Consider the following 25,391-nt stretch of genomic DNA (forward strand, 5'->3'; position numbering starts at 1 on the left):
CGATCTACTGTCGCGAATTTGAAAACTCTCAGGAAACTTTGCTGGTTGTGTTGCCTGCATGCGATTCTGATGTTTGTGATGTCGGGGCGGACCGTGCCCGCTGGTGATCGGATGGATTTGACCAGCATCGGACTGACGCCGGCCTATTTGTCCGTATCCGCATTTCGCGAAAGTGCGACCCTGCATGCGGCCAAATTCGCGCCGGGGCCTCCAAACAGGACCCGTTCTGAACATTCCGTGCCCGGTATGCGATCTACGGATTCGGCTATCGAGACAGACCAAGATTCGCGAGTCGCAATCGCGGTCGGGGATGGCGGCACGATTCTAAGGACTGTCGATGGTGGCCAAACCTGGGCGTTGGTCGATCAGATGTACAGGATGGACGATGATGCGTCGGCCCAACCGGCAGCTTTCGGTGCGAAACGGAAATCCCGTCGGAGTTGGCCAATTCCGTTTTGGCACCTCTATGATCTCAAGTGGCTTTCGCCCGTCGACGTCGTTGTCATCGGTGGCTCTTTTGAGCCGGTGACCGGAATCAGTCGTGGGGTTTGCCTAGTAAGCGACGATGCGGGTGCGACTTGGTCGCTAGGCGATGCGACTGAAATGCCGCGATTGCTTCGATTGGTATCCAACACAGACGCCGAACAGACCTTCTCGCCGGTGGTTCAGGCCGTTGGTGATGCTGCTGAAGCAAGCGGGGTAAATCATTTCTTCACTCACGATGGCGGTCGCACTTGGGTGGAAGACACGGTCGCTCGGCCGGGAGGCCAGCCGACCCATCTATCTGGAAACTCGCGGCAGGGTTCTGAACAGGCGAAAGCGGCCCAGCAACAACGAGACGGTCTGGTAGTCGGTCGCTATGGTTCGATCTGGGTTCGTAATGTAGATGAGCACGGTGGAGCTGATTGGCGTGCGGTCCGTGGCGGCGATCGTCATGCAGCCGTCGCATTTGTAGTTGGGACGTCCACGACCGCGCCTTGGACCGTGATCGGACGCGAATCGCTACAGGAGCATCTTCGTGTTGCGCTGGCGATTGATCCCGCCACGGAATCGATGTCCGAGCCCACTGGTGTGGACCGGATCGCCGATGCGGCCAAGGGGCTCGGCGTTGCGTGCTGCGAAACGTTGCAGGTCAATTCGCAGTCCGGACTACTAAAGGATGTCGCCTCTCGCATCGCCTGGCTAAACCAGCATCGGCCCACGGTGGTTGCGTTGGACTCGTCCTTGCCTGCGGCTTCTTACGATGCATGGTTGTCGGCGATCGCGAAGGTGCGAGAGGCGTCTGGCACGACTTCGTCGTTCCCGCAAAGGGTGGTCATTACGCGGCGGGCGGCTAGCGTGGATACGGGTTCAATAAGTACAGATTCGATGTCGGGATTGGGGCTGACTGCCGATGCTGCAATCTGGCGGCGGTCTTCCATCCTGCGCCGCGACGCTCTGATGACAGATCCTGCGTGTTTGGCGGGCGATTTTGCTTTAGACGCGTTGATGATGTGTGGACCCGGGACAAGCATTGCGGATGCAATGGAAATTACCACGCTGGACGACCAATCCGGAGCAATTCGCCGCGACATTTCTCTGGCGGCGGGTGTGCGGCTTACGACAGGGCAACGGCACAGCGAAACTGAAATCTATCATGCTGCCCACCGGCGTCTACAAATCGCCACTGCTCGTGCTACCCAGTCCACACGGCTACGCGGCCAATTGTCAAGGATTGCAACATCGCTGAAATCTCGCAGTGGGTTTGCGGAGTTAGGGCAAAAGGAAATCGAACAAGCCATTGGCGGTGTGCTTGCGGTTACAGCCGCGGAAGATCGGACACGACTTTTGTGGGATGTGTACGTTCAATCGACACAATCACCTGACCGTTCGACATCGATGCAGGATGCATTGCTAGGGCAGCTTGCAAAGCACGCGAGTCCTACGTCGATTCGCCGCTGGGCAACTTGGGCGTTGCAAACGCGAGGTGCCAGCATCGAGCATCGCCTTGTCGATCAGCCTAGGTTGGCGATTTCGAAATGGTCTGGCGTTCAAGTCGCGAATCGTTCGGCGACGGAGAATGATCTATCGCCGATCACCGACGCGGATCGTGCGAGTGTTCCAGGTAGTGCACCGGAAGTGATGGGGGTGTCCCATAGCAGCGGTAGGGCAGTTTCTCCTTTTCAGGTTGCTCCGGCGTCGTTCGAGTCGTCTTATCCCTCTTCAGTCGCAACAACAAAGATCTTAGTGCCGCAGGCGAAAGCAACAGTCTGGCAGACTACGCCGCGGTGGAATGCTCAGGCCATTGTCGGGCAACCTGACGTTCGTGCCGCTGGCTCATCGCCGGCGTCTGATGGGGGTGCTTCGGCATCCGAAATTGAAAGTCATCAGCGAATGAATTGGGATTATCACCCGGTCATTATGGCTGGTCGCCGCATAAATATGGATCAGTCATCTTCTGGATCGCAAGCGATTGCACTTCCGGTGCTCGGCCATCGAGATCGTCCGCTTCTTGACGGGAAGCTAACAGAACCGTGTTGGCAAAATTCAAGAGCGATGGAGCGAAAGAACTTGCTGATGCGAGTGACTGCCGATGCTGATTTCTTTTACTTCGGAATCAAGCTGCCTGTCGCTAACGCAGGGGCTCACCGAGACATTTTGTTGCGTTTGGATTGTGACGGAGACTACCTGACAACAATCGATTTTCAGCTAGCAAGCGGTGGAGAGCAGTCGACTAGCATCGATGGTGCTTCGCCGGTATCGATTCAGTGGCACGCTGCCCGTTGTGTCGATACTTGTTCGGCGGAGATCGCGGTGCTGAAGTCTGATTTGCCCGCGGCATTGCAGCGGGCCCGGTGTGGTGTGCTAGAGCCCGGCGAAGTTTTGTCGACACCTGTGATGCCTCATTTCGACGCCTGGCTGACTTTGCGGTAGCCTATTCGTTCCGCCCACGTGTCGTGACCAGGCTCACTCCAGGGCGAAGTTGCAGGTAGACATGGGTGCCGTCGATGGAAATCTTTACATCGCCGTTGCGGCTGGTTTGTCCATGATCGCGAGTCATCGTGGCTGTTCCATCGCAGTTGAAGACGATACCGGTTTGATCTTGGAAGTTGGCGGATAGATTGACGGTATGACCAAAGGCTTCATTGAGATTGAGGTTCAGCGGTTGGTCACCCATTCCGTCCGCGACGAGGTCGTCGCTGCGATAGCTTGCGGTTGTCCAGTCGAACTGAATGGTGACCTTACGGCCACGATTCATTGCTGTTCGTCTGGCTAGCTCGATGTCGGATTGGATTGTCTGTGCGACCGCTTCGACTTGGAGTCGCGCCTTGGATTCGGCGACGCGAGGCAGCGCCAGCGTGACTCCAATAGCGACGACAACAAGCACGACCGATAGTTCGACAAACGAAAAACCTGGACGTGCCGATTTGCTTGATGCGAAATGCGGATGTCGAGAACGCGGGGCGTTTGGGAAGATTGTGCCAGCCATGATCAACGCTAGCTCAGAATATCGAGCAGGTGGTCGAATTCCCGGAATTTCTTATAGTAGCATCGTGATTGCCAGAGTGATCAAGCCAGCACCCATCATTCGCATGATCTTCACCGACCGGGGTACAGCAAATTCAGTTTTCGAGAAGTAGCTGCCAACCGTAATCACCGCGACAACGCTCCACAGCCCACGTGAGCTGTAAACGACGTTGGCACCCGCAGCCTGTCCCCAGGTTCCAATGGCGTAGGTTAGAAAAATGGATTGGAGTCCGGTTAGAAAGCCGCCGCCAAGTAGCCAAGGCCATGCTGGACGGGGGATGTCCCTGTACCGTCCCTCCAGCACCGGGATCATCAAGAGTGAAATGAAGGCGGCGAAAATCATCGCGATCGGCATGAGGGTCTGCACGGAGAACGCAGGTGCCCAAAGTTGCACCATCGAATCGAGGGCGGCATAGGCGAATGCGGCAATCAAGGCATACGCGGTTGTTAATCCAGTACGACCGCCCCAGAAGCTTTTCTTGATCTGCGTCGCTGGCGTGAAGCGATTTCCGCCCTGGTAGCTCAGACAAGCAACTGCGATAACCGACAGCACTCCTGCGGGCCAGATCCAAACCGAGGGCACTTGGCCTGCAAAGATTAAAAGCTGGCTAGCTACGAATAGTATCTTGAGCCCAAGTACCGGGGTCGCGATCGATACGTCACCCTGCGTGACTGCCAAGACTACAAATATCTGCCCCAGAACGAAGCACGTGGCCACCAATAGAGGTTGCCAAAGCAGCGTAAAATCGGTGATCGGGGTGCCCCAGTAGAGCATGGGAACGAACACCACTGCCGTGATCCAATTCGTCAGCAGCGTCATCCGCCACGGGCCAGGGTTCCACATCGTGGAGCGTTTTAGAAACAATACCCCGATCGTGTAAATGATTGCTGCCGCTAAGCAGCACCAAAACGTTCCGCTCGAAATCAAGTGGATTTGGCCAACTTGATCAGCATCTCGGTTCCTCGTTGAAGCGTTTCGTCACTGGCCGCGAAGCTGATTCGGAAATGAGTGTCTCGTTTGCTGAAGATCTTTCCTGGGATGATCAACAAGCCATGCTCGATCGCTCGTTCGACAAACGCTTCTCCGCCCTTTTCGCCGGGAGCTTTAGGGAACAGATAGAAGGCACCGCCTGGCGAAGTCAGTTCGTAGTGCGGCGAAAGTTCTTGCACCAAAAAGTCTCGCTTGCGCCGATAGTCATCGACGTTGGCCTGCAGCGAAACCTCCATCGCTCGCAGTGCTCCCCACTGAGCCGGTTGGGGCGAGCAGACAAACGAGTATTGCTGTATTTTTAGCATGGTCGCAATGACCTCCGGTGGCCCGTGGACGTAGCCTACTCGCCAGCCAGTCATCGCGTGTGACTTGCTGAAACCGTCAATCACGATGGTGTCTGCGTTGTCGGTAGCGGGCGAATAGTACTGGCCGTCATAGAAGAAGCGACTGTAGATTTCGTCCGAGATCAGAGCGATGTTGTGTTCGGCTGCGGTCTCCGCAACCGCTTTTTGATCGGCTGCGCTGGCGACAACGCCTGTCGGATTGCCTGGGCTATTAATGACGATCATCTTCGTCTTGCTGGTGATCGCTGCAGCGATCTTGTCGGGGTCGAGCCGAAAGTCTGGATAGGAATCGACCATTACCGGAACCCCACCGCACAAGCGAACTAAGGCGGGGTACATGACGAAATAGGGGTCAAGGAAGATGACTTCGTCGCCCGGGTTCACCATCGAGAGCATCGAGAGCACTAAACCGCCGCTGGTTCCGCTGCTGATGAAGACGTCTCGGTCTTGCCCTGGATACTGCTTTTGGACGTCCGCTAGAATAGCTTCTCGTAGCGGAGCGATCCCTTGGGTTGGCGAATATGCGTTCTTGCCTGAACGAATAGCTTCGATCGTTGCCTCTTTGATTTCATCGGGAACGTCAAAGTCGGGCTGTCCGATCGAAAGATTGATTGGATCTTTCAGCTTAGTGGCGAGATCAAAAACTCGACGGATCCCGCTACTGTCAAACGAAGCGGTGCGGTCGGCGATCCAAGGATGCATGGTCATGGGCAATAAAGGTGGACAGACAATTGTTGCTGAGGGGGGGCTATTTTGTCACATCCGGTATCTCTGCGATACCTCGCTAATTTTGCTTTCACCGGCGTGGGATGACTAGCCGCGAAGGTGTTGTTGCTTTCTGGCGAAGCGATGGAAGGGGGGCATCTGGTGGGAGCCCACTTAGGCGATGCGGCAATGCACGCTGAACCAAATCAATACGATCATCAGTATGGCATAGACGCAAACCGACAGCGATTTGATACGGGCATGCAGGGCTATGGCGCCACCGAGGTATACCGTCAGACCGATGGCTCCAAGGTACATCGTCGAATGAAATAGCAATGCTAAACCGGAGATGAACTCGACCACTCCCGCCCAAATGCGAAATTGGTCCGGCATGCCGAGTTCGGGTTCCCACTTAGCTTGGATGCTAGGCCAATTCCGCCACTTGGCGATGGAGCTAATCGTTGCAATGATCGCAATCGCGACTGCGATCAGCGAACCGATTGCAGATGTCATCATCGCCGCGAGGTCACTTCGTATTCGGCGGATCCCGCTTCTTCGGCAATGGGCGAAAGAGTCGGCAGGAAAGTTGCTGGCTGGTCGATCTTCGACACGCACTCGCCATTTTCTAAACGCTCGACCACTGACTCAACCTGAATTTGCAGTTCTGCAGCGTGCTCAAGGAATTCCCCCAACTGTTCAAGAGATCCAGCGGTGGAACCAGCGATGACTTCGAGGCGTCCGATGGGGGCATGTTCGCGTGAGTCCGCTTTTCCACGCCAGGCAAACAAGGGGATACGCACCACGTTTTGAAAGGCTTTTTCCGGCAAGCGAACGCTTCGCCACGCTGCGTGATAGCTCTGATGAAGCCAAGGCATGTTGATATCGATCTTGACGCTTACAAGATCGTGCTGCTGAGCAAAATCAATCAACGGTTCCCACACTTCGTGCCATGGGCCATCGCCTTGCATCTTCAGTGAACGCTCGTGCTTCTCGTCATCACAAACAGCAGGACGAACTAGAAACGATTTGACCAAGTGACGCGTTTTGCCACTAAGCAGTCGTAGCTCGGAGTGTCCAAATGTTCGCGTTCCGACTAACCACAGCATGACAACGAGTGCGCCTACTGGGGCGAGCCATTGTTGGTTCCAGTACATCGACGCGATGGCAACGGAAGAGCTAATTGCACAGGCGGCAGCAACCACCCATAGCATTCCTGCTCGACCGAATTTTTCGTTCAGTACGTGGTGCAGGTGTCCTCGATCGGTTGTGTAAAGGCTGCGTCCGGTCAGCCAGCGCCGGGTGATCGCTGCGGTTGAATCGAATAGTGGCAGGATCAAAATGGCAACAGGAGCCGCCGCGATCAGGGTACTTTCTTTGAGCGAGCACCACATCGACAGCACGCCGATGACTAACCCGATCATCATACTTCCTGCATCACCTAGAAAGATGGATGCTGGTGGCCGGTTGTATACCAGAAAGCCGCACAAAGCTCCGCAGAGTGCAAAGGCCGTTACGGCATCTAGAGTTACCCCAAGGTTCATCAAGCTTAGGACAGCAAGGCTGCCGGAGACGAAGATGCCTACCGTGGTTGCCATTCCGTCGGCACCGTCAAGCAGGTTCAACGCGTTGATCGCGATCAACAACCACAGGACACTGACCGGGATTGCGAAAATGCCTAAGGGGATGTCATAGCCAAACAATCCAATTCGATCGAGAACCGTGCCACTGCCTACGATGACCATCGCAATCACACACTGAGCAAGCAATTTTTGTCGCCCTCGCAACGCAAAAGCGTCGTCTAGTAAGCCCACGGCCAGGATAGCAATCGCAGAGCCCAGCAAAACAATCCAGCGTGTGGTAAGAAGCCCCGGGCTTGCTGTAAACGTCCACCCTGTTTGGTATCCGATCCACGCACCGATGGCGATCAAGGTGCTAAAGAAGACGGCAATTCCACCAGCTAGTGCGATCGGGCGAGAATGCAGCTTGCGTTCTGCGTCCGGCTGATCCACCAAATTCACGCGAATCGCGATTAGGCGAACGATGGGCACCATCAACATCGCGGCAACTAGTGCTGCAAATAGCGGGAATAGAGAGGCTGATGTCATGAAAACGATGCGAAAAGGGGCGTATCTAGTCGTCGAGAAATAAAGGTAACAGAATGGGCTGTCGAGGCGACCTACTTCTCAGTCAAAGATTGCGAGCATATCCGTACGAAGCAAAGTTAGCTGGCAGGATTGCGCAGACTACTGTGAAAATTGGCATTATCATAAATCGGATGGCCACACTGACGGAATGTTCGGGTTTAGCGTTTCTCACCGGCTGGATGTGCCCATACGGGTGTGAGTCTCCATTGTCACTACAGTTGGTACTAACGGATCCGTCGTCAGAACCAGCATACTAAGTACGATTTGCATTTCAGGAACATTTGGCTAAACCGCCCGCCTTGAACAGGCGATAAGTAGTTCTGGGAAGTGGTCTGAAGCGGAATTACCGTTCCAAAAGTCACAACCCGAACTTCTGATGCGCCGTTGCAGCCTATGGGGGGCGAGATGGTGGCAGGAACTGTATCGCGTGAATTCCACGTGAGAACATTAGATCCGCCGCACGGGGAGTCGGCCAGAATGACCGTCTTGAACAACACAATTTACGGGCCTTGCAACAAGCGCCGTCCGTCCAGCAATACGAATCAAGTCACTTGCGAGCGGCGACAACGTCGAAATCGGCTACGTCGTTTACTGGTTGGTTTGACGCTCGGTTTGACCACCGCCGGTTTGACCGGTTGCACGATGTTGGGGGGGCTTCAACAGAAGATCTCCAATACGGATTGCTTGGATGACTTCATGGTAAGTCATCGAAACAAGGTGATGGCATCTCGTGCATGGCTGAGAGAAAGGCACTGCTTCCGCGGGCATCGTTACTTAAAAGATCTTCGTGCGGGTTTCATCGCCGGTTACCTCGAAGTCGCAACCGGCGGTTCTGGTTGCACGCCCACCGTTGTTTCGCCGCAGTATTGGGGCTGGCGTCATCAAAGCGGCAATGGACAAGCTGCGATCAACGCTTGGTTCGAAGGCTTTCCACTGGGTGTGAAAGCGGCTGAGCAAGACGGCATTGGTCACTACAACCAGATTCGTTTGAACATGTCACAGCCAGCGATGCCGAGCATGACTGGGACTGCTGTACCTACCCCGGCGACGTTCGTTCCGCAACCAACGCCGATGTTGCCTGCCGGTATTGTTTTGGGTGAGGGGGAAACCCTCGTACCCGGTAAAGTAATTATTGAGGATGCTGAATCGCATTCTCCGGATCCATCCTACCGCACAAAGGAATCAGTGGTTCCGAAGCCAGTTCCGGAAAAGACTGCTCCGCTGAAAAAGATCGCTGATCCGTTTAGTGATGACCTAAGTCGTAAACAGTCTGAAGCGGACCAGTTTAAAGAGCTGGTTTCTCGTACCGAAGCCGTTGAGGCTTCTCTTTCAGACAGTTCGGAAGATGAGGCACCAAGATCGATGCAATCCACGAAGGTTTTGAGCGATTCCGTTGAGCCTACTCAGGACGAGATCGATTCAGTCATCGACGAGATTTTTGGTCGTCCAGGCGACTCTTCGCGATAGAGCAGTTTGCAGAGGCGAGCGTTCACTTGGGTACCTCGCCAATCTAAATCGTTAGTGAGTCGAGTGCGAATGCCCAGTCGACTTTTGTTTTCATACAACCACGCACCAATCCATTCACCCGGGCGAATCGTCACCCGTTTGTTTTTCTGGAGAGTTCAAGGATGAACACCAACTTATCACCCGTTGCTTGGGCTTCCCGGATTGGTCGGGCATTTCGCCGTGATCGGGGAAAACAGCTAACCTTCGCACGCATAGTTCGTGGAGTGGCTGGTAGCGGCTTATGTCTTGCTGCAAGCGTGTCTTTGACTGGTTGTTCGAGCTTGACTCAGCCGATCAACGGGATTCCAGCGAATCGGATTTCGCCTGATTTTTTTCCGGAGCCTAAGAACGATCTGGTGCCCGTAGACATTGCGTTGCTCTCTCTTGAGCCACCGCGTGACTATCAGCTCGGTCCGGATGATATTTTGGGGGTCTACATTGAGGGCGTTCTGCCATTCAATCCGCCAAACGAGCCTCCGCAGCCACCACCAGTTAACTTTCCACAAGAAAACAGCACCCTGCCACCTTCAATCGGTTACCCGATCGCAGTGCAGGATGACGGAACGCTGGCATTGCCGCTGATCGAACCATTAAAGGTGCAGGGCCTCACTCTCGAGCAAGTTCGCGATAAAATTCGAAACGCGTATATCGATAGTGAGATTCTTCGTGCGGAAAAAGCTCGGCCAATCGTAACGATTATCAAAGAGCGTACCTATGATGTCATCGTTGTTCGTGAAGATGCCGGTGGCGTAGGCGGGAGTGCCAGTGGAGGCACACTTCGTGGTAGCGACCAATCGGCCAGCGGTGGGTTGGTAAAGCTTCCTGCTTACAAAAACGATGTACTACATGCGTTGGTTGAGACAGGCGGGCTTCCTGGTTTGAACGCTAAGAATGAAGTAAGGGTGCTTCGTGCAAGCGAAGCGGACAAACGGAAACGTGCGGACTTCTTGCGGAATTATTGGGCGAGTCAACGGGCTGCGATGGCGGATCCATGCTACTGCGGTCCGGAACTTCCGGAAGACCCTTCGGTTCTGCGAATCCCGCTCCGAGTACGTCCAGGTGTGATCCCGAACATTGCGGAAGCTGATATCACTCTTCAAGACGGCGACATCGTCTACATCGAAAACCGCGATACTGAAGTCTTCTACACAGGTGGGTTGTTGCCTGGCGGCGAATACCAGCTTCCTCGTGACTACGACTTGGACGTGATTGGAGCTATGGCACTCGCCGGGCAAGGGCTCGGTGCCTCTGCAGGCGGCTCCGGTGGCGGCCTAAGTGCATCCTCTGTCGGCGGTGTGCCACCAGGGATGTTATATATCCTGCGGAAAACGCCTTGCAACGGTCAAATCGCAATCGAAGTGGACTTGGCTAAAGCGACCAACGATCCGCGAAGCCGACCGCTTGTACAGCCAGGCGACATCTTGATCCTGCAATACAAGTGTGAGGAAGAATTGCTGAACTTTGGGCTCGGTACCTTCTTCACCTACGGAATCCAGCAGTTGTTGCAAAATAACAACTAGCAAGACCGTTCTAGTCAACAAACGAAAACAGCCGGTGCTCTAACGAGTGTCGGCTGTTTTTATATGCGCTCATTCGATGATCGTTCTTTCGAACTACTTCGCCGTCTTTCGGCTGAGGATCCAATCGGCCAGTTTGGGCGAGACGGCATCGATCGCCATAAGAAGACGTGTTTTGCCTGGCATGATGATTTCGATTTGGCGATGCCTGATGCATCGAATGACAGCTTCAGCAACGTCATCTGCTTTGAGCAGTTTGACCTTCGCGCCGCCGCCGGGGCCCGCCGCAGCATCGGGGACGCCGGATCGATCAGTGACGTCGTAACGGTTTCCTGAGGGGCGGCTATCACTGCAGATTGGCCCAGGGCTTACGAGCCCAACATGGACACCATCGGCTTTGCATTCCAATCGCATCTGACGAGTCAGAGCTCGCAGAGCGTGTTTGGCAATCGAATAGCCGCCTAGATAACGTGGGCAAACATGGGCTGCCAGAGTGCCGATGTTGACGATCACGCCTCGGCTTTCCCTGAGGGCAGGCAAGCAAGCTTGACTGCAATTTAGCGTGGAGATCACGTTCGCGTCGATTAGGTCATGAATGGTTGCTGCTTCGAGTGACTCGATTGTGCCACGGTCGCTTCGGCCTACTACGTTGACCAATACGTCCAGTCGATGATGAAACTGCAGATGTGAAGCAACCGCGGCTTGTAAATCTGATTTCGCGATCGCGTCGGCGGCGAAAACATGGATCCGCTTGCTATCCACGCCTCGGGCTATGAGCGACTCTTGTAGCGAATTCAGTCGGTTGACATCTCGCCCTAGAACGGTGACTCCATAGCCGAGGCTAATGAGCCGCTCAACGATTGCACTTCCCAGTCCAGAGGAGCCGCCGCAAACGATTGCGGCGGGTGGATCATTCTTTTGCATCATGCATCAACTTCAAATTGTGAATCGCTAACCCCGGCTTTGGCGAACGAACTTTTAGAATCGATCGCGATGTCCGTAGCGATGGTGGATGTCGTCGCAGTCCGGGCCGCTGATTTCAAGGCACTCGGCGAGTTGACGCAAGTAGGCCACCTCGGCACGGGTGTCCACATCAATGGCCATCAAGGAGATGCTGTAAACTTCGTACTCCATTCCACGCGGTATTTGACGTGCAAAGACATGTACATCGTGCGGCCGTTGGAATTCACGACGTAGGAATGCGACTTCAGCCGGATCGAGTGGATGTAGTTTCTCGATGACAGCATCCTGCTCACGTTGGTCGATTCTGCCATCGGCTTGGGCAGCCATGATCATCGCGGTGACCAAAATTTCCGCCCGTTGGTTGTAGGAAATCCCAGCGTGGTGATTGTGATGATGATGGTCGTGGTTGGGGGGCGGTGCCGGGATGGATCTACCGCCTCCGTTGAGCCAAGGTTCCATTGAATTGGGAAAATGTCCGCCTTGGCGGTGACGCCGCGCCACACTGTCACGGACCATATGTTCGAAAGGAGCGTGATGGGATGGCGGGAAACGCTCTGGTCGGTGATGGTCTGTGCGGTGGCGATCATTCGCCGCACGTGTCACGGAGGCGACTCCGTTTAAAACCTCGTTGAGAATCTGGCCATTGCGAGGCGTGCGGCCCGCTCGATTACCAAGCAATGCCCCAAGTACACGTGCTGCGTCCATCGTCAAACCTTCCTGTTCGGGTACCGAAATGATTCAGTTGCGCGAACAATGGAGCAACCGTTACCGCATGATACCAAGAATCCGATAAAGGCTGATTGCTCAAGATGAACGGCGCGTGCCGGCAGTTGCGGTCAATCGGTTAGCGTCATCGTGGGTCGTAAGTGAATCGGAATGGCTGGCCAAAACCAATGCTACTCAATTCCAACCCCTCGAGCGTTCCACCACCATCGATCGTCCGGGCGTTGTTGCGCAACCTCCGCTAACGATTTCAGCCCAGGATAATTGGGGCTTGACCGGGGAATCATCTTTGCCGGTTCGATCTTAACTCCACCGCTAGCGAGCAAAACTTGATGCCGCTTACGGCCTCGCTTGTAGCGATGAAACACCGCAATCGAATCGACTTGCTTTGGAGCGATCAATTGATTCGCCTGTTCAGCCGCGAAGTACATGACCGCTCGCTGTAGCAATGCATGGTCGTTGCTAGGCGATCGACGCGTCCATAGTTCAGCGAGTGCGGTGGACGTATAAAGCGATTCCAACGCTCCGTAAATCGGGTAGGCACGACGAATGCCCTCCCAGTTCTGGTTGAAATGTTCAACGAAAGCCAATGTTGCGGGATCGATCACAACATTCCCTCGCTCGCCACTTTTTAACGCAAGTTCATTTTGTCCGCTTAGTTGCAACGGTGTTCCCGCTAGCTGAATGACTTGGCTGCTTTCCGCTTCCGCCGATCGCATGTGCAATGCGTGAGAGGTAAACCACAATCGCAGCAACAGGTCAGTCGGTGGCGTCCCATCACCGGTTGCGGCGATTGATTGAAGGTAGTTGCGAACACCGGTAGGCATCGGTTCGTCACCCAAAGCGAGTCGCTTCATATGCCGATCCGCTTCCACCATCAGGTAAGCGACTTCGTGTTCGGCGGAAGTTCCAAACACACGAATGTCTTGTCGGCCGAGTGCTGCTGCCAACTCGTCGGCAGCGGTCACCATCGCGACCTCGCCCGAAACGATTCGTTGTCCCAGTGCGGCAGCGGCTTGCAAGCCTTCCGTGGTCGGGTCGATGGTGCAACCGTACGCTGTGTTGGATCGCGCCGCGGTTAAACCAATCGCCAGTCCCGATAGTCGCATCGTTGGTAAGCCATTGTTGGCATCCACCAACCAACCGTCTACATCTTCGAAGCCGCCCACCGAACCGGCCAAGATCAAATCATCTGGCGTGACAACGACCACCGCAACTTTGGAAAGTCCAGCCATCGCCATCAATGCTTCGTCCTGGTTTAGCGGTTGGCCCGCTAAGGTCACGGCAGCATAGGCTTGCATCATCCGCCGAATCGAAACGCAGCGGATTGGAGCCGGGGATCGCCAATCCAGATCGGCTGGGGTGTTCAGATCGGGGACAGCGATGTTGGCTTCCGAAGAAAGCATTTTCGCGATCGCGCCAGCATGATCATCATCGCTAATCGTCTGATCTCCGGAGTTCATCTCGCGCAGTAATCCGTTTGCGTCGACCAGCACGCCTTGAGGATATGGGGCCATCGTGCCGACACCGCCGAGTGCTTCCCAGGTGTCCGGCTCGACGGTTTGCTGAATGAGAGTCATCAACGAATCGAAATCTGCCATCGATCCTCCGCCAGCACCCGCATTGCCGGCGCTGCTTCCTTCGCCCTGGACACTGAAAGGAGCGGACTCGGGGGTCTGGGCGAATGCGATCGATGGGATCGTCAACGCAATCAAAAGGCCTACCAATAGATGGCCCGCGATTACGAGGCTCACGTTTGTTCGCATGCGAAAGAGTCCGTGCCGTTTCATCGTCAGCCTCGAAAAGAGAAGAGCAAACTCGAGCGTGAAGGTATCAGCAGTTCGCGATAAGACCGGTCAGTCTAACACGTCCCGTTTGATCAAATGGCGAAATGAACCTGATTTCCGCTAGGGAAACCCTCGTAATCAGCTGATTGGGGACCGCTGACATTCCCAAGATGGGTTGTTGATAAGACTTGCCGTGGTTTGCCCCACGCCGACGAGGTGTCATATTGTCGTTTTGAAGCTTCGCCCCCCAAGAGCCCACCGATGATTCGAAAAATCACGCTCGAAAACTTCATGTCTCATGCCAAAACGGAAATCGAGTTGGCTGATGGTTTGACTGTTTTGACGGGGCCTAACAATTGTGGCAAATCCGCGTTGGTGGCAGCACTGCAGACGATTGCGACCAACGGAAACACCACGCATGTGATGCGGCATGGTTCAAAAATGTGCCGGATTACCGTTGAAACCGATGACGACCACACCGTCATTTGGGAACGTAAGAAATCAACGGTGAAGTACAACATCGATGGAGAGGACATCCATCGCATTGGCCAAAAGGTACCGCCGGGATTGCATAACGTCTTGAAGTTAGACCGAGTCAGTGCAGAAGTCGGTGCAAGCAAGAATGAGTACGACATCCATTTTGGCCAACAGAAGACGCCGGTCTTCTTGTTGGACGAAACTGGTAGCCGCGCCGCAGCATTCTTTGCGTCGTCGTCCGATGCATCTCGGTTAATCGAAATGCAAGGGAACCACCGAACGCGAGTCCGAGAATCCAAATCGGAAGCAAAACGGTTGAACGGCGAGCTAGAAAAGACCACCGAGCGGTTACTTAACTATCAGACCGTGGACCAGCTTGCCCTGCAGATCGAGGAAGCGGGTAAGCTGCAGAAGCTGATTTCGGAAAACGAGAAGCGGATCGCTCGCTCGCGTGAATTGCAGAAACAACTTCGGGTCAACCACGATCGAACAGCAACCCTTCGTCGACACATTCAAATTCTGGGACGGCTTGAAGCGAGTTCGGTGACCCCTGGAACTCTGCAATCTGCTTCTACCAAAGCGGAGCGTTTGGGCAGCCTGTTGAAGTCGACGACCACCGCTCGCACGACACGAGACTTTAGCCAGGCGGTTTGTCGCGTCTTGGCAAGTCTGCAAGCACCTTTGGAGCCAAAGCCGACAACGGAGCTGAAAGTCTCGATCGAGCGACTTCGACAAACTCGAGAGCGGCAGCGTTTGTCACGACTTATACAGTCGGCGTGCAGTTCGCTGTTGGCACCACCCGTGATGTTGCCAACGCAGGCATGTCAGCAAGCGGTTGATCGCTTGAGTAAGCAGACGCTGATTCGGCAGAGCGTTCATCAGGTCGTGGGGCAATTGCGAAATTTGACACGCCCACCTAGTCAAACATCCACCGAACGCTTGCAGCAGACCGTCAACTTATTGCGGGCCAAGCAGGGCCAGACCCAACGCTTGCGGAACCTTTATCGGGTCTTCAGTGCCATGCGGCCTATTGGTGATACGGGTGATAAGTCGCCGATTCAAAAGGCGATCACTCGGCTTCAGCCGATGTTGAAGGCCGTTGATCAGGCTCGGGAGATTGCGGCGCAGTCTCGAGAAAGCGTGCTAAAACTGGAGCAGGAAATTAGAGGGTTCGTCGAACAGAACCCGAAGTGCCGAGCTTGCGGCGGCAACATCAACGCCGAAACCTTAATGTCGACGCTCCCGGATATGCACGACCATTCGCATGGCGAAATTGGAACGGGAGCCCAGTCATGAAAGGCTGTTCATCAAACAAAAATGCCAGTCCCCACATTCCTAAAGTCAGCGACATTCTTTTTGACAAAACGGAACTAAACGAAGAAGTCGCCAGTTCGCTCGACCAGGAGACCGCCAAGTTGACCGCGTCGTTGGAACACGAACGAGTGGATTGCGATGGGTTGATGTTCATCGGCGACCCACACCTGGAGGCACGCGTGCCGGGGTTTCGTTGCGATGACTATCCTCAGGTGGCACTGCGAAAGTTCGCTTGGTGCTTAGAATATGCTCGTCAAAAGCGATTGCAGCCAATCCTTCTGGGCGACTTGTTTCATTTGCCGCAAGACAACCCGAACTGGATGATCGCGGAGATCATCGAAACCATTTCACGCTGCTACGGAAAAGCGTTGCCGGCGATCTATGGCAATCACGATGTTCGCGAGAACACACGTAAGCCGAATGATTCGATCAGCATTTTGTTTGCTGCGGGACACTTGCGACTGATCACTCAAGAGCATCCTTGGCTAGGAACGGTGGATGGTCGACGCGTAACCGTTGGAGGAACGGTTTGGGGAGATCGACTGCCGAAGTCCTATTCGCCGAATGACGACGATTCAGCGTCATCGGATTTGGTGGCCTGGATCACTCATCACGACATTTTGATACCGGGCTACGAAGAGTCTGGGCGGATTAAGCCGACGGTGATCTCTGGTGTTGATCTTATCGTCAACGGTCATATACACCGCCGTCTGGATCACGTTGTCAAAACGGATGCTGGCAAGTCCACCGTCTGGGTCACAGCAGGGAATATCACGCGTCGGGCAAGAAGCGATGCGTCACGTTCGCACGTGCCGGCGGTCGTTTGCGTGATTCCTTCGAAACGTTCCGTTGCGGTTGCCGATGAGGTCGTCGCTGACGAATCGATTGAGTCTATCGAGGTGGTGTCTCAAGGAGGAAACGGTTGGAAGGTTTGCTGGGTGCGAGTTCCCCATGAGCCGTTTGATGACGTGTTCCACGATGAAATTCATGGTGAAAATGAAGAGCAAGAAGAATTCGAGTCGGGCTTCGTTGCCGATCTGCGAGAGTTGACCCGGCGTAGGACCGATACGGGTGCTGGGCTTATCGACTACCTCGATCAAAACCTGGATCAGTTTGATGAGGCCGTCGCGGCCGAAATCCGACGTCTCGCTGAGGAAGTCACGAGTACTTAAGGCGAACCCGAGTGATGTCTCTGTTCCCGCTTGCTCGTATGCGTCGTTTAGAAGAACGTCCACAATTGGGAACGGAACAGTGTGCCGCTTTCGCCAGCGACATAGCCGGTTCTTGATTGCTGTGCTGGTGAATCATCAATCGAGGTGACGTCGAAGGTAAATCTTGCGGATCGTTTGTTGAATAGGTGCCAATTGAATCCAGCGGACACTTCATCGCCGGTACCAAAGTCGCCCACGACCTGAGAACCTCTTGCAAAGACTTCCAACTTTTGTGGAATGACAAACATTCCACCTTGGACGAAGAAGCCATGGTCGAATTGCGAGGGCAAATCGGTACCAGTGTTTCCTTCGATATTTCGAAGCCACCGTAAGAACACTTCACTGCTGAAGCTGAGCCCGCGGCGTTTAATTCCCAGGTGAGCAGAGTACAACCAGATGTCGAAAGCATTAACAGTGACTCCCGGTGAAAGTGCATCGGGTTCAACTAAACGTGTGCCATCGCTTAGACGGATGACCGTTTGCTCCGCACCAGATTCAGCATTGCTGCTGCTCTCGTTTCTGGTTTGGGTCAACCCGTGACCGAATCGCAAGGCGAGTGATGGATGGTCTTCAATGTCCGAAAAGCCACGTCCAAAATCTTCCAAAGGCTCCCACCAAGAAAGGGCGGAATAGGCCAACTGCGTGTCGAGTTCCGAAGCCTGTAGCGACAGTGTGTTGTAACCGTTGCCTACTAACGCGTGATAATAGATGTCGTCGGTCAATTGGCCGGTTGCCCACATGCCGGCGGTAATCGACGGGCGAAAGTAGGTCGTCGCCATGGTTCGATCGGCGCCGAGTGTGTAGCGAGACGTTTCGGTCCACTCCCAGGTGCCAGGCAACTTGCCCAGCCCCATATAGATCGAAAGGTGGTCCGACACCCGAAATGAAATCCATCCCAACAACAGTTGGATGGGGTTTGATGTGACCGTGCTGTAGTCGATGTTTGAATAGAAACGCAGGTCTTCGTCGAAGGCATATCCTGAAAACACCAGGCGTCCGCGATTGATGTTGAAGTCGTTCCGATTGTTGATCTCACGCACGTTCCCGGCGGCATCAATCGAGGTGGCTTCATCGCGGCTGAAACCTGTGTAGCGAAATTGGTTGTGCAGCCCAATCGTCAATTCGAACGGCGTCTCTTCTTTGTCATGCGGTCGCCAAGTCCAACCAGAATCGTAGATGCCGTAGTGCGAAGGAGCTTCCAGTTGAGGCACCAACTGACACGGCGGTTCCACTTGTGGTGGCGATGTTTGTGTCGGCAACCATGCGGGTTGCGACTGCATGCTGGCCACGATCGCTTCCAGTTCGTTGATCCGAGCGACGGCGTCGTCGAGACCAAGATCGAGTTCTTCATCGGACGATGTCGTCGGAAGAGTGGATGCCAGCGAGAAGGTTGGGGCCGGTTCAATCGGCAGGTTGCGCTCGTCCGCATCTACTTTAGTGGTGTTTCCCGCCGACATGACGACCAAAGCGACGATTGCAAAATGGCAAACAGATGATGGGTGCGAGCGGGTGCTCATCGAGATGACTTACCGATACAAGGATGCGTTATCCCGGTAATCGGCTAATCAGGAAGGTGCGATCGCATGAATCGCGAAAGATTTGCGGAATAGGTGGACTATGGCGAACAAGCCGTCGTTGCGATGGATCTGTGCCGGCCAACGAATCCAAACGCGAAACAGAACGTTTTCGTTTCCAGGGTCGCGGGCTTCTTATCCGCAGTCTTTGACCCATTGGCGTCCATGCTCGACACACTCGAACTTAAGTTGCTTGAGTTGCTCGATCAGTTTGCTTTCGCTTTGATCGACCGCAGTTTCAACCGTCAGGATTTGTCGATTGGAAAGCGACTGGATTAGCGATGCGATCAGGTACTGCTTTTCGTCGGACAATTCGGAAGCATCTTCGGTCGCTGCATCGCTGCGTATGGGTTCTCCGTAGAAGTCGTTCACAGGAATGAGCCGCAGGGCCAATATGGCTCGCGAGCTTTCCATGACTTGCACTTCGGGGTCGCCCATCCACAAGCCGCAAACGGCCAGCGGTTCTTGCTGGCGGTGATCGGTCAGGATATGTCTTTCGATGTCGAAGTGACTCATGGCCGCGATCGTTCGCGTCTTTTGCGGAAGAACCGGCAAGTGGTCCAAACGAGTAGATCGGCGGAATTGCAGGAATGCTCGATTCACCGGTGGACGATAAGTCGATGTGTGTGCCACCAAACGCTCGATACTGCGATCCACGTGATAGCCGTTTCGCGACAACAGGGAACCCGTCCGCGCGTCGGCAACGGGCACACCGATTCCATAGCCAATCGGAGCTAATCCGGCGTAGCCATTTTTGTCATCGCGAACCGAGCCCACGCGAATAAGTTGGACGCCGTCGGCTCGCAATTTTTCCTCAATCGCCTGCAGCAATTGGTCACAAATCGCTAACCCCGGATCATCCGCAAAGCAAAGTCCAGCGATGGTGGCGACGCGGACCTCTTCATCATCGATGATTTCAGTGTCGATGAACCATTGGCCCCAGGCGATGACTTGGTCGTCGGCTAAGCCCACCATCAGAGATTGCGGGTCAAAAAATTGCCGCGACATGATCGCTCGTTCCAGTATCGAAACGCTGACAGGCGGCGTTTGTTTGGCGGCTTGCCAGTGTCGCATCCACACTTCGAATACGCCCGGCAGGTCCGAGTTCTGGAAGGTGCGAATAATTGCCATCAACAATCTCGAAGCGGGAAGGTAATCGGGTCAATCCCCAAAGATACCGGATCGACGCGATGCCATCGACGCCCCCCGATACGAAATGCCGGGGCAAGCGGGTTGGCGGGTTAAGCTGCTGGGGGCGTTTCACCACGGAGGTCCTTCGTCGCCTCGATCGACCACAGCCGGCATTCGAAAATCTCACCACGCTTCGCAAAACCAGACGTGGATAACGCGACAGGCACACTCCGTCGTGCCGTCCGCTTGTTGCCGGTTCCGTCGGTGACAGAAAACGGCTGGCGGACGGCACAAAGGAGCGTGCCTGTGAGTTGTACTTGAAGCGTTTTGTTACGCGGCTTTCAGAGGTCGATGTTGGCCGGCGTAGCCGATCCATTCGGTGACTTCTTCCAAATCGGGCAATTTTCCGCCCCGAGTGATTCGCTTGCCTTCGGCCGAATTGGCGACTTCATCAACCTTGGCGAACAAACTGACGGGGTCAGACACTGCCAATTCCTCGGGAGTCGTCACTTCAACGGCAACCATGAATTGAGCGTCATGGCCGCGAATCATCGGTACTCGGCAAACCAAGGTGGCTTGTTGTTGCCATTGCAAAATGATCTCGGCATCGATGCGGCGATGGTTCAATTGTTCAGCGATGGTTTCGGCATCGGTTTGCAAAAGATCGTCGACTGTGTAGATCCCAATCTTGTTCAATCGCTCGGCCATGCGAGGTCCGATCGATGGTGCGTCAACAACATCGCTGGAGCGTTCCAGATAGAAACGCAATTCGGTTTCACTTGTTGATGCAGCACTCCGCGAGGACGACTGAGTTGCTGAATGAGAATCCGACGAACGGGACGATCGCTCGTGTTCCCGGTTCGATCGATCGCGATCATAGTCGCGTTCGCTGCGTTGGCCGGTTCCATATCCGTTGCCATTTGCATGGCCGTTGGATGAACCTTCGCGTGAGCTTTCGTAGCGAATGGTATCGCGATCCGAATCGCTGCGACGTGATTGGCGGTCGTAATCGGCCGAACGGTTGCTGCGTGATGAGCTACGGTTTCCGGATGATCGTTCGCTGCGAGCGGATCGTGTTGATTCGCCGGAACGATTTGAGCTGCCATTGGTGTTGGCGCGGCTCGTGCCGTTGGAGCGGCTCGACGAGCTGCGTCGGCTCGAGTCGTTAGAGCGATCTGAATCGCTTGATCGGTTCGAGCGGCGGGTTCGTGAATCCGATGACAGCGAGGATCTTAACCCAGACACACTGCGGCGAGTTGAATCGCTGCGACGAGCCTTGCCTTCGTCGTGGCTGGCCCGGCCGTTGATTCGGCTGTCGCCCCGAGCGGTGCGTTGGCTGCTGTCGTAATCGCGAGTCAGTTCATCCAATTCGTCAACGATTCGGTCAGCACGTCGTTCGACTTCGACTTCATAACGTTCTTGATCGAAATCGTCATCAGTCAGATAGACTTCATCTCGGTCGCGATCTTCTCGAAATACGCGAGTCGCAACGGGGCGTCCGTCGACGGTTCGCGTTCGCTTGACGGTGTGGACGCTGTGGTTTGCCGAGGCAATCCAGCTCGTGATTCGTGACAGCTCGTAGCTGGTACCGGACAACAGAATTCGCTGTCCGCGTTCGGTCGCAAGGAACGTTTTGACTCTTTCGAGCAAGTCGGTTGGATGGATGCCAGCCAGTTGTGCAGGGTCATTGATGCCACATCCGACCAAAACGCGAGCATCGAAGCCACGCAGTTGAGGCACGCGGCACATCAGCCGGCATTCAGCTTGCCAGCGACGAACTGTTTTGGCATCGACGCCCGCCAGTCCGAGTGTGTCGGCCAGGCGGTTGCTGTCTTGGTTCATCAAGTGCGTGATGTGCGAAATGCCAATTCGTCGCAAACGTTGAGCAGCGACGGCGTCGATCGACGGTGCTGTGTCGATGGGGCTATCCACCGTCAGGAAGAACGGCACATCAGCCAAGTCGGTGGCGGCCGAGTTGGAATGTCGTGCGATCAAGCTGTCGGATACCATGCCGTGTTGCGACCCGTCACGCTGATCAACGACGACATCACGACTTAAACGGTCACGATCGGTGAGGTCGCGTGGTTGGGTGTCGAATGGCTGTGTCGAGCTCTGGCTGGCGTAGTAGTATCCGTCGCGGTACGTCGCGCCGGCTGCCGGATGATCGGTCGCGACGGCCGGATGAGTATCCGCCGCGTAGTGTCGCTCGTTCGAGTGAGTTGGATGATCGCCGAAGCTTGCGTGAGCTGGATAGCGATGGGGAGCGTGGTCTTCCCGCAGTCCAGCCGTTTCGATCCAAGCGTGGTCGAAGGCACGGTTCACGCGACTATCAAACTCATGATTGATCGGGTCGATTGAATCCGCGATGGGCAGACCATCGGCGTTGATTCCATGTGGACCGACATAGCGGTCGTGACGACGGCCACCTCGCCATAGCGGACGGCTGGGGTGCACGATGCGGCTGGTGTGCAGTTCGAACGAACGGGCACCGGATCGCTTCAACCCGTGTGCCAACGGCGAATGATCGGTCATCACCAACAGTTGGCGACCGGCGGCCGCGTAGTCCGAAAGCGCCGACGCGATCGCGTCACTGGTGACTCCCTCACGGGTCCAGTGCCGATACGAGTCGACGCTAGTGTATTGATTGTGATCAGTGCTGGTTTGATAAGCAGCGAACATTTCACGATGAGTTTCCATCACCAACGGAATGGCGCGGCCCATCCGGCCCAGTAATTCACCGGCGGCCATGCGAACGGCCAAGCAAGCCAACGCTCGCGTGGTCGCGGGGATGGTTTGTTCGTCAACTTCGTCGATCGTGACATGGATGCGGCGATCGACCGCGTGGCGTCCTTTTTCGTGGATGCCAGCGTAGTCGGCCGCGTTGGGGCTGGTTGCGAGATGTGTGTAGGCGTCCGTAACGACGGGGGTGGTCGTCCAGCGAATCACCCGATGGCGTCCGCCTGACAAACGAACCATCCACCGGCTAGCCAGTTCCGACAATGAGGATTCGCGGCGAGCGACGGGGCGATCTCGTTCCAGGCGAGCGATCAGTTCGTCGCGACGTTGACGCAAACGAGCAGTGTGGCTGTGGTGAAGCGAGGTGTATTCGTGGGACGTTGCCGATCGAGTCGAGCGGCACGCTGCGATTTCAGCGTCGAGTGCACGGATCCGAGCATCGCATGCGGCAAGTTCACGATCGATTGCCAACAGCGAGCTGGCGATGTTGGAATCGGTTTCGTAGCGATCCAGGCCAACGGAGTAGATCGGGTCGACAATGGGTAGCGAGCGATAGCTGCGACGCAGGTGAGCGGATTCGTCCAGTACGCGACGAAGTTCGTTTTCGATCCCGGCGAGTTCTTCCGAAGCGGCCCGGCGTTCAGCCAACCAATCCGGATGGTATCCGGTGGTGGGTGCCACGCGACGGCCCCAGTCGGCGTGGGTGTGCGCCAATGTTTCAACGATACGGGTTCGCGAAGCGAGAAGCTGGTCCAACGTCGCGGTCAGCTCTTGCGAAATGCGATCCATATGCGTGGTCGTCAAATAATCGCGATGACGAATTTGATCGCGTACACGGCGAAGCGATTCGTGCATCACTGAAACACGTTCGTCGCGAGCGATCCAGGTGTCCGTTGGCCATTCGCCGGTGACGGTCCCCGATACATCGAAACGTGATAGCAACCAATCCAGATGACGCTGCGTGGCATCGATTCGCACGGCCAAGTCATCTACCGGGTGCAGTGGTTGGTATGCGTTGGTGTAGAAGTCGGCCCAGGGGCGATCACTGCGATAGTGGTCCATGGCGCGAACGAAGTGATCGTAGCGACGGCCTTGCATCCAGTCGCTATCGAGCCATTGATCGTCACGAAAATTAGCGTAAGGCGATGCCGCGTTGTAGCGATGCGACGAAGTCAGTAGTTCGCGGATGCTACGCACGTCAGCCAAGACGCGTCGTAAGGAAACGATCTCGCGGTCAGCCCGAGCAATTTGTCCATTAAGCGAATCGACCGATGCGGTCTGCCAAGCTGGTGGCAGGTGATACGGTGTGGCACCGGCTGAGTATGGCAATGCGGTTTCGTAGCGGCGAGCGTCTTGGCGAGTGGATTGAGCATCCAGCTCGGCAATCCAACGCTGCAGCGATGCGGCACGGGTACGAAGCGAATCGGCACGGTCGTGCAGTTGGCGAAGTCGTGCATCGTCGACGCCATGGTAAGCGGCGTCGTATGCATAGCGGCTAACGGCCGGCTGTTCAGTACGGTACAAGTCGGTGCGATAGGTTGCTGCCGAAACGCGGCGTAGTTCTTCGCGGCGGGCGAGAAGTGATCCGCGATTGCTGATCAACGCGGCGCGTTCGTGTTCCAGGCTGCGAGTGTCGACTGCCGGTGGGACAGGCGGAAGGTTTTCTAACTTGGCAAGTTCGGCTTCGACATCCGCCAGTTCGCCACGCCAGTCGCGACGGCGACGGTTGTCTTCGCGGTCCGAGGGTAGGGATTCGTCGAGCGAGAAACCGGCGGTTTCATTTTCGAAAGGCAGACGGGCCAGATCTTCGCGGTCCAGTCCGGCGGAGACGCATGAAGCGACCACGCGAGATACGCTGCTGGCGGTGGTGTCGATCATCACGCCATCGACGATCGATTCGGGGATACGAACACCTTGAAGTGTGCGGGATGCTAGCGATGAACGAACGCTGGCGGCGGTATTGGCGGCCGTTTCAGCAGGATCAAACCAACCGTCGGCATAGCCGTCCCAAAGACCGGCCGTTTCGCTGCGAGCTTCGAACTCGACGGTGCGGCGTCCACCGGGCGAACCATCTTGTTCGCGGCGGCAGTGGATCCAGCCATTGGAATTGACCCAGACAATTCGTCCGGATGAGCTACTGAGCATGCCGCGGGGGTATTCGCGGTCGATCAAGGAATCGCGAATGAATCGGCAGATCGCCGTTTTTCCTGAGCCGGCGGGGCCCAATACCACATTCAGATGATGTGAAAGCGGGCCGATTTCGACCCGACTGAGCGGTCCGTGATTATCGATTTCGATACGATCTAACAACATCGAAGGCTCCTTCCTTGTGCTCTTTCGTGGCCAATGGTTCATTGACCGGAGGTTTCGTTCGCTATGGCGGGGAAGCCAAAACGAACGTGGGTCGACCGATATCTAGCGAAGGAATTGGACGATCCTGTCCAAAGCGGGACCCTTCACCGCGGTCCGGGAAGTCGGACTTTAATCGAAATGCCAATTTTGTCGAAAGACCGAAATCGTGAAACTCGCCTAGTGAGCAAAAATTCACTCAAAAATCGATAGCTGGTTTAGGAGGTCTACGCAGTTTTGCAGGACTAGGAAGCGTGCTTGCGAAAAATTCCGGGCGAAGGAGCCGTTCAATGAGCTGTCGAGCATTCTGCCTGCAAAAGAATCCAGGGAGGTGATTGGCAGTGGATGCTTACAGGACGGAGCGCACAGTGGTGCGACTTCAATGCAACAAACCTATTCAGTATTCCCGACG

Annotated in this window: 16 protein-coding genes; 5 read left to right on the top strand and 11 right to left on the bottom strand. The window is 55.3% G+C overall.

The window, feature by feature from the left end:
- Positions 1-69 precede the first annotated feature (69 nt).
- A complete protein-coding gene (locus tag ACR3ZL_RS07240; protein ID WP_473648550.1) occupies positions 70-2,913 on the top strand; it encodes a WD40/YVTN/BNR-like repeat-containing protein in 2,844 nt (947 codons plus the stop codon).
- 1 nt (position 2,914) lies between these two features.
- Here ACR3ZL_RS07240 and ACR3ZL_RS07245 read toward each other — a convergent pair whose 3' ends face one another.
- The 5 genes from ACR3ZL_RS07245 to ACR3ZL_RS07265 form a co-directional block, all read right to left on the bottom strand.
- Positions 2,915-3,469, bottom strand: coding sequence for a GspH/FimT family pseudopilin (locus ACR3ZL_RS07245; RefSeq protein WP_486173328.1), 555 nt, complete (start codon positions 3,467-3,469; stop codon positions 2,915-2,917).
- Between the two features lie 51 nt (positions 3,470-3,520).
- Positions 3,521-4,351 (bottom strand): hypothetical protein, encoded by an 831-nt coding sequence (locus ACR3ZL_RS07250; protein WP_473648548.1) that lies wholly within the window; start codon positions 4,349-4,351, stop codon positions 3,521-3,523.
- Between the two features lie 80 nt (positions 4,352-4,431).
- Positions 4,432-5,544 carry a pyridoxal phosphate-dependent aminotransferase gene (locus ACR3ZL_RS07255; protein WP_473653375.1) on the bottom strand — a complete coding sequence of 371 codons (1,113 nt, stop codon included), beginning with the start codon at positions 5,542-5,544 and terminating at the stop codon, positions 4,432-4,434.
- Between the two features lie 177 nt (positions 5,545-5,721).
- Positions 5,722-6,063, bottom strand: a complete 342-nt coding sequence (locus ACR3ZL_RS07260; protein ID WP_473648547.1) for a DoxX family protein — start codon at positions 6,061-6,063, stop codon at positions 5,722-5,724.
- Positions 6,060-7,652: an MraY family glycosyltransferase gene (locus tag ACR3ZL_RS07265; RefSeq protein ID WP_473648546.1), complete on the bottom strand. Its 1,593-nt coding sequence runs from the start codon at positions 7,650-7,652 to the stop codon at positions 6,060-6,062. The genes ACR3ZL_RS07260 and ACR3ZL_RS07265 overlap by 4 nt, the downstream gene beginning before the upstream one ends.
- 516 nt (positions 7,653-8,168) lie before the next feature.
- On the opposite strand from ACR3ZL_RS07265, the gene ACR3ZL_RS07270 reads away from it, so the two are divergent.
- Entirely contained in the window at positions 8,169-9,158 is a 990-nt protein-coding gene (locus ACR3ZL_RS07270) for a hypothetical protein (RefSeq protein ID WP_473648545.1), read from the top strand.
- A gap of 161 nt (positions 9,159-9,319) precedes the next feature.
- On the top strand, positions 9,320-10,717 hold the full coding sequence (locus ACR3ZL_RS07275; RefSeq protein ID WP_486173329.1) for a polysaccharide biosynthesis/export family protein: 1,398 nt from the start codon (positions 9,320-9,322) through the stop codon (positions 10,715-10,717).
- 93 nt (positions 10,718-10,810) lie between these two features.
- On the opposite strand, the gene ACR3ZL_RS07280 is transcribed toward ACR3ZL_RS07275, so the two are convergent.
- From ACR3ZL_RS07280 to ACR3ZL_RS07290, 3 genes are all read right to left on the bottom strand, one after another.
- Positions 10,811-11,641: an SDR family NAD(P)-dependent oxidoreductase gene (locus tag ACR3ZL_RS07280; RefSeq protein ID WP_473648543.1), complete on the bottom strand. Its 831-nt coding sequence runs from the start codon at positions 11,639-11,641 to the stop codon at positions 10,811-10,813.
- Positions 11,642-11,692: 51 nt separating this feature from the next.
- Complete coding sequence (locus ACR3ZL_RS07285; protein ID WP_473648542.1) at positions 11,693-12,382, bottom strand: tellurite resistance TerB family protein; 690 nt, start codon at positions 12,380-12,382, stop codon at positions 11,693-11,695.
- Positions 12,383-12,573: 191 nt separating this feature from the next.
- Positions 12,574-14,166, bottom strand: coding sequence for a DUF1598 domain-containing protein (locus tag ACR3ZL_RS07290; RefSeq protein ID WP_486173330.1), 1,593 nt, complete (start codon positions 14,164-14,166; stop codon positions 12,574-12,576).
- A gap of 282 nt (positions 14,167-14,448) precedes the next feature.
- Here ACR3ZL_RS07290 and ACR3ZL_RS07295 point away from each other — a divergent pair, with 282 nt between their 5' ends.
- Both ACR3ZL_RS07295 and ACR3ZL_RS07300 read left to right on the top strand, forming a co-directional pair.
- Positions 14,449-15,960 (top strand): AAA family ATPase, encoded by a 1,512-nt coding sequence (locus ACR3ZL_RS07295; protein ID WP_473648540.1) that lies wholly within the window; start codon positions 14,449-14,451, stop codon positions 15,958-15,960.
- Positions 15,957-17,150 (top strand): metallophosphoesterase, encoded by a 1,194-nt coding sequence (locus ACR3ZL_RS07300; RefSeq protein ID WP_473648539.1) that lies wholly within the window; start codon positions 15,957-15,959, stop codon positions 17,148-17,150. The genes ACR3ZL_RS07295 and ACR3ZL_RS07300 overlap by 4 nt, the downstream gene beginning before the upstream one ends.
- A 47-nt stretch (positions 17,151-17,197) precedes the next feature.
- On the opposite strand, the gene ACR3ZL_RS07305 is transcribed toward ACR3ZL_RS07300, so the two are convergent.
- From ACR3ZL_RS07305 to ACR3ZL_RS07315, 3 genes are all read right to left on the bottom strand, one after another.
- Positions 17,198-18,706, bottom strand: a complete 1,509-nt coding sequence (locus ACR3ZL_RS07305) for a porin (protein WP_473648538.1) — start codon at positions 18,704-18,706, stop codon at positions 17,198-17,200.
- A gap of 192 nt (positions 18,707-18,898) precedes the next feature.
- Complete coding sequence (locus tag ACR3ZL_RS07310; RefSeq protein WP_473648537.1) at positions 18,899-19,894, bottom strand: hypothetical protein; 996 nt, start codon at positions 19,892-19,894, stop codon at positions 18,899-18,901.
- A gap of 330 nt (positions 19,895-20,224) precedes the next feature.
- On the bottom strand, positions 20,225-24,943 hold the full coding sequence (locus ACR3ZL_RS07315) for a DUF4332 domain-containing protein (protein WP_473648536.1): 4,719 nt from the start codon (positions 24,941-24,943) through the stop codon (positions 20,225-20,227).
- Positions 24,944-25,391: the final 448 nt, after the last annotated feature.

Source organism: Rhodopirellula sp. J20-39 (assembly GCF_057365095.1).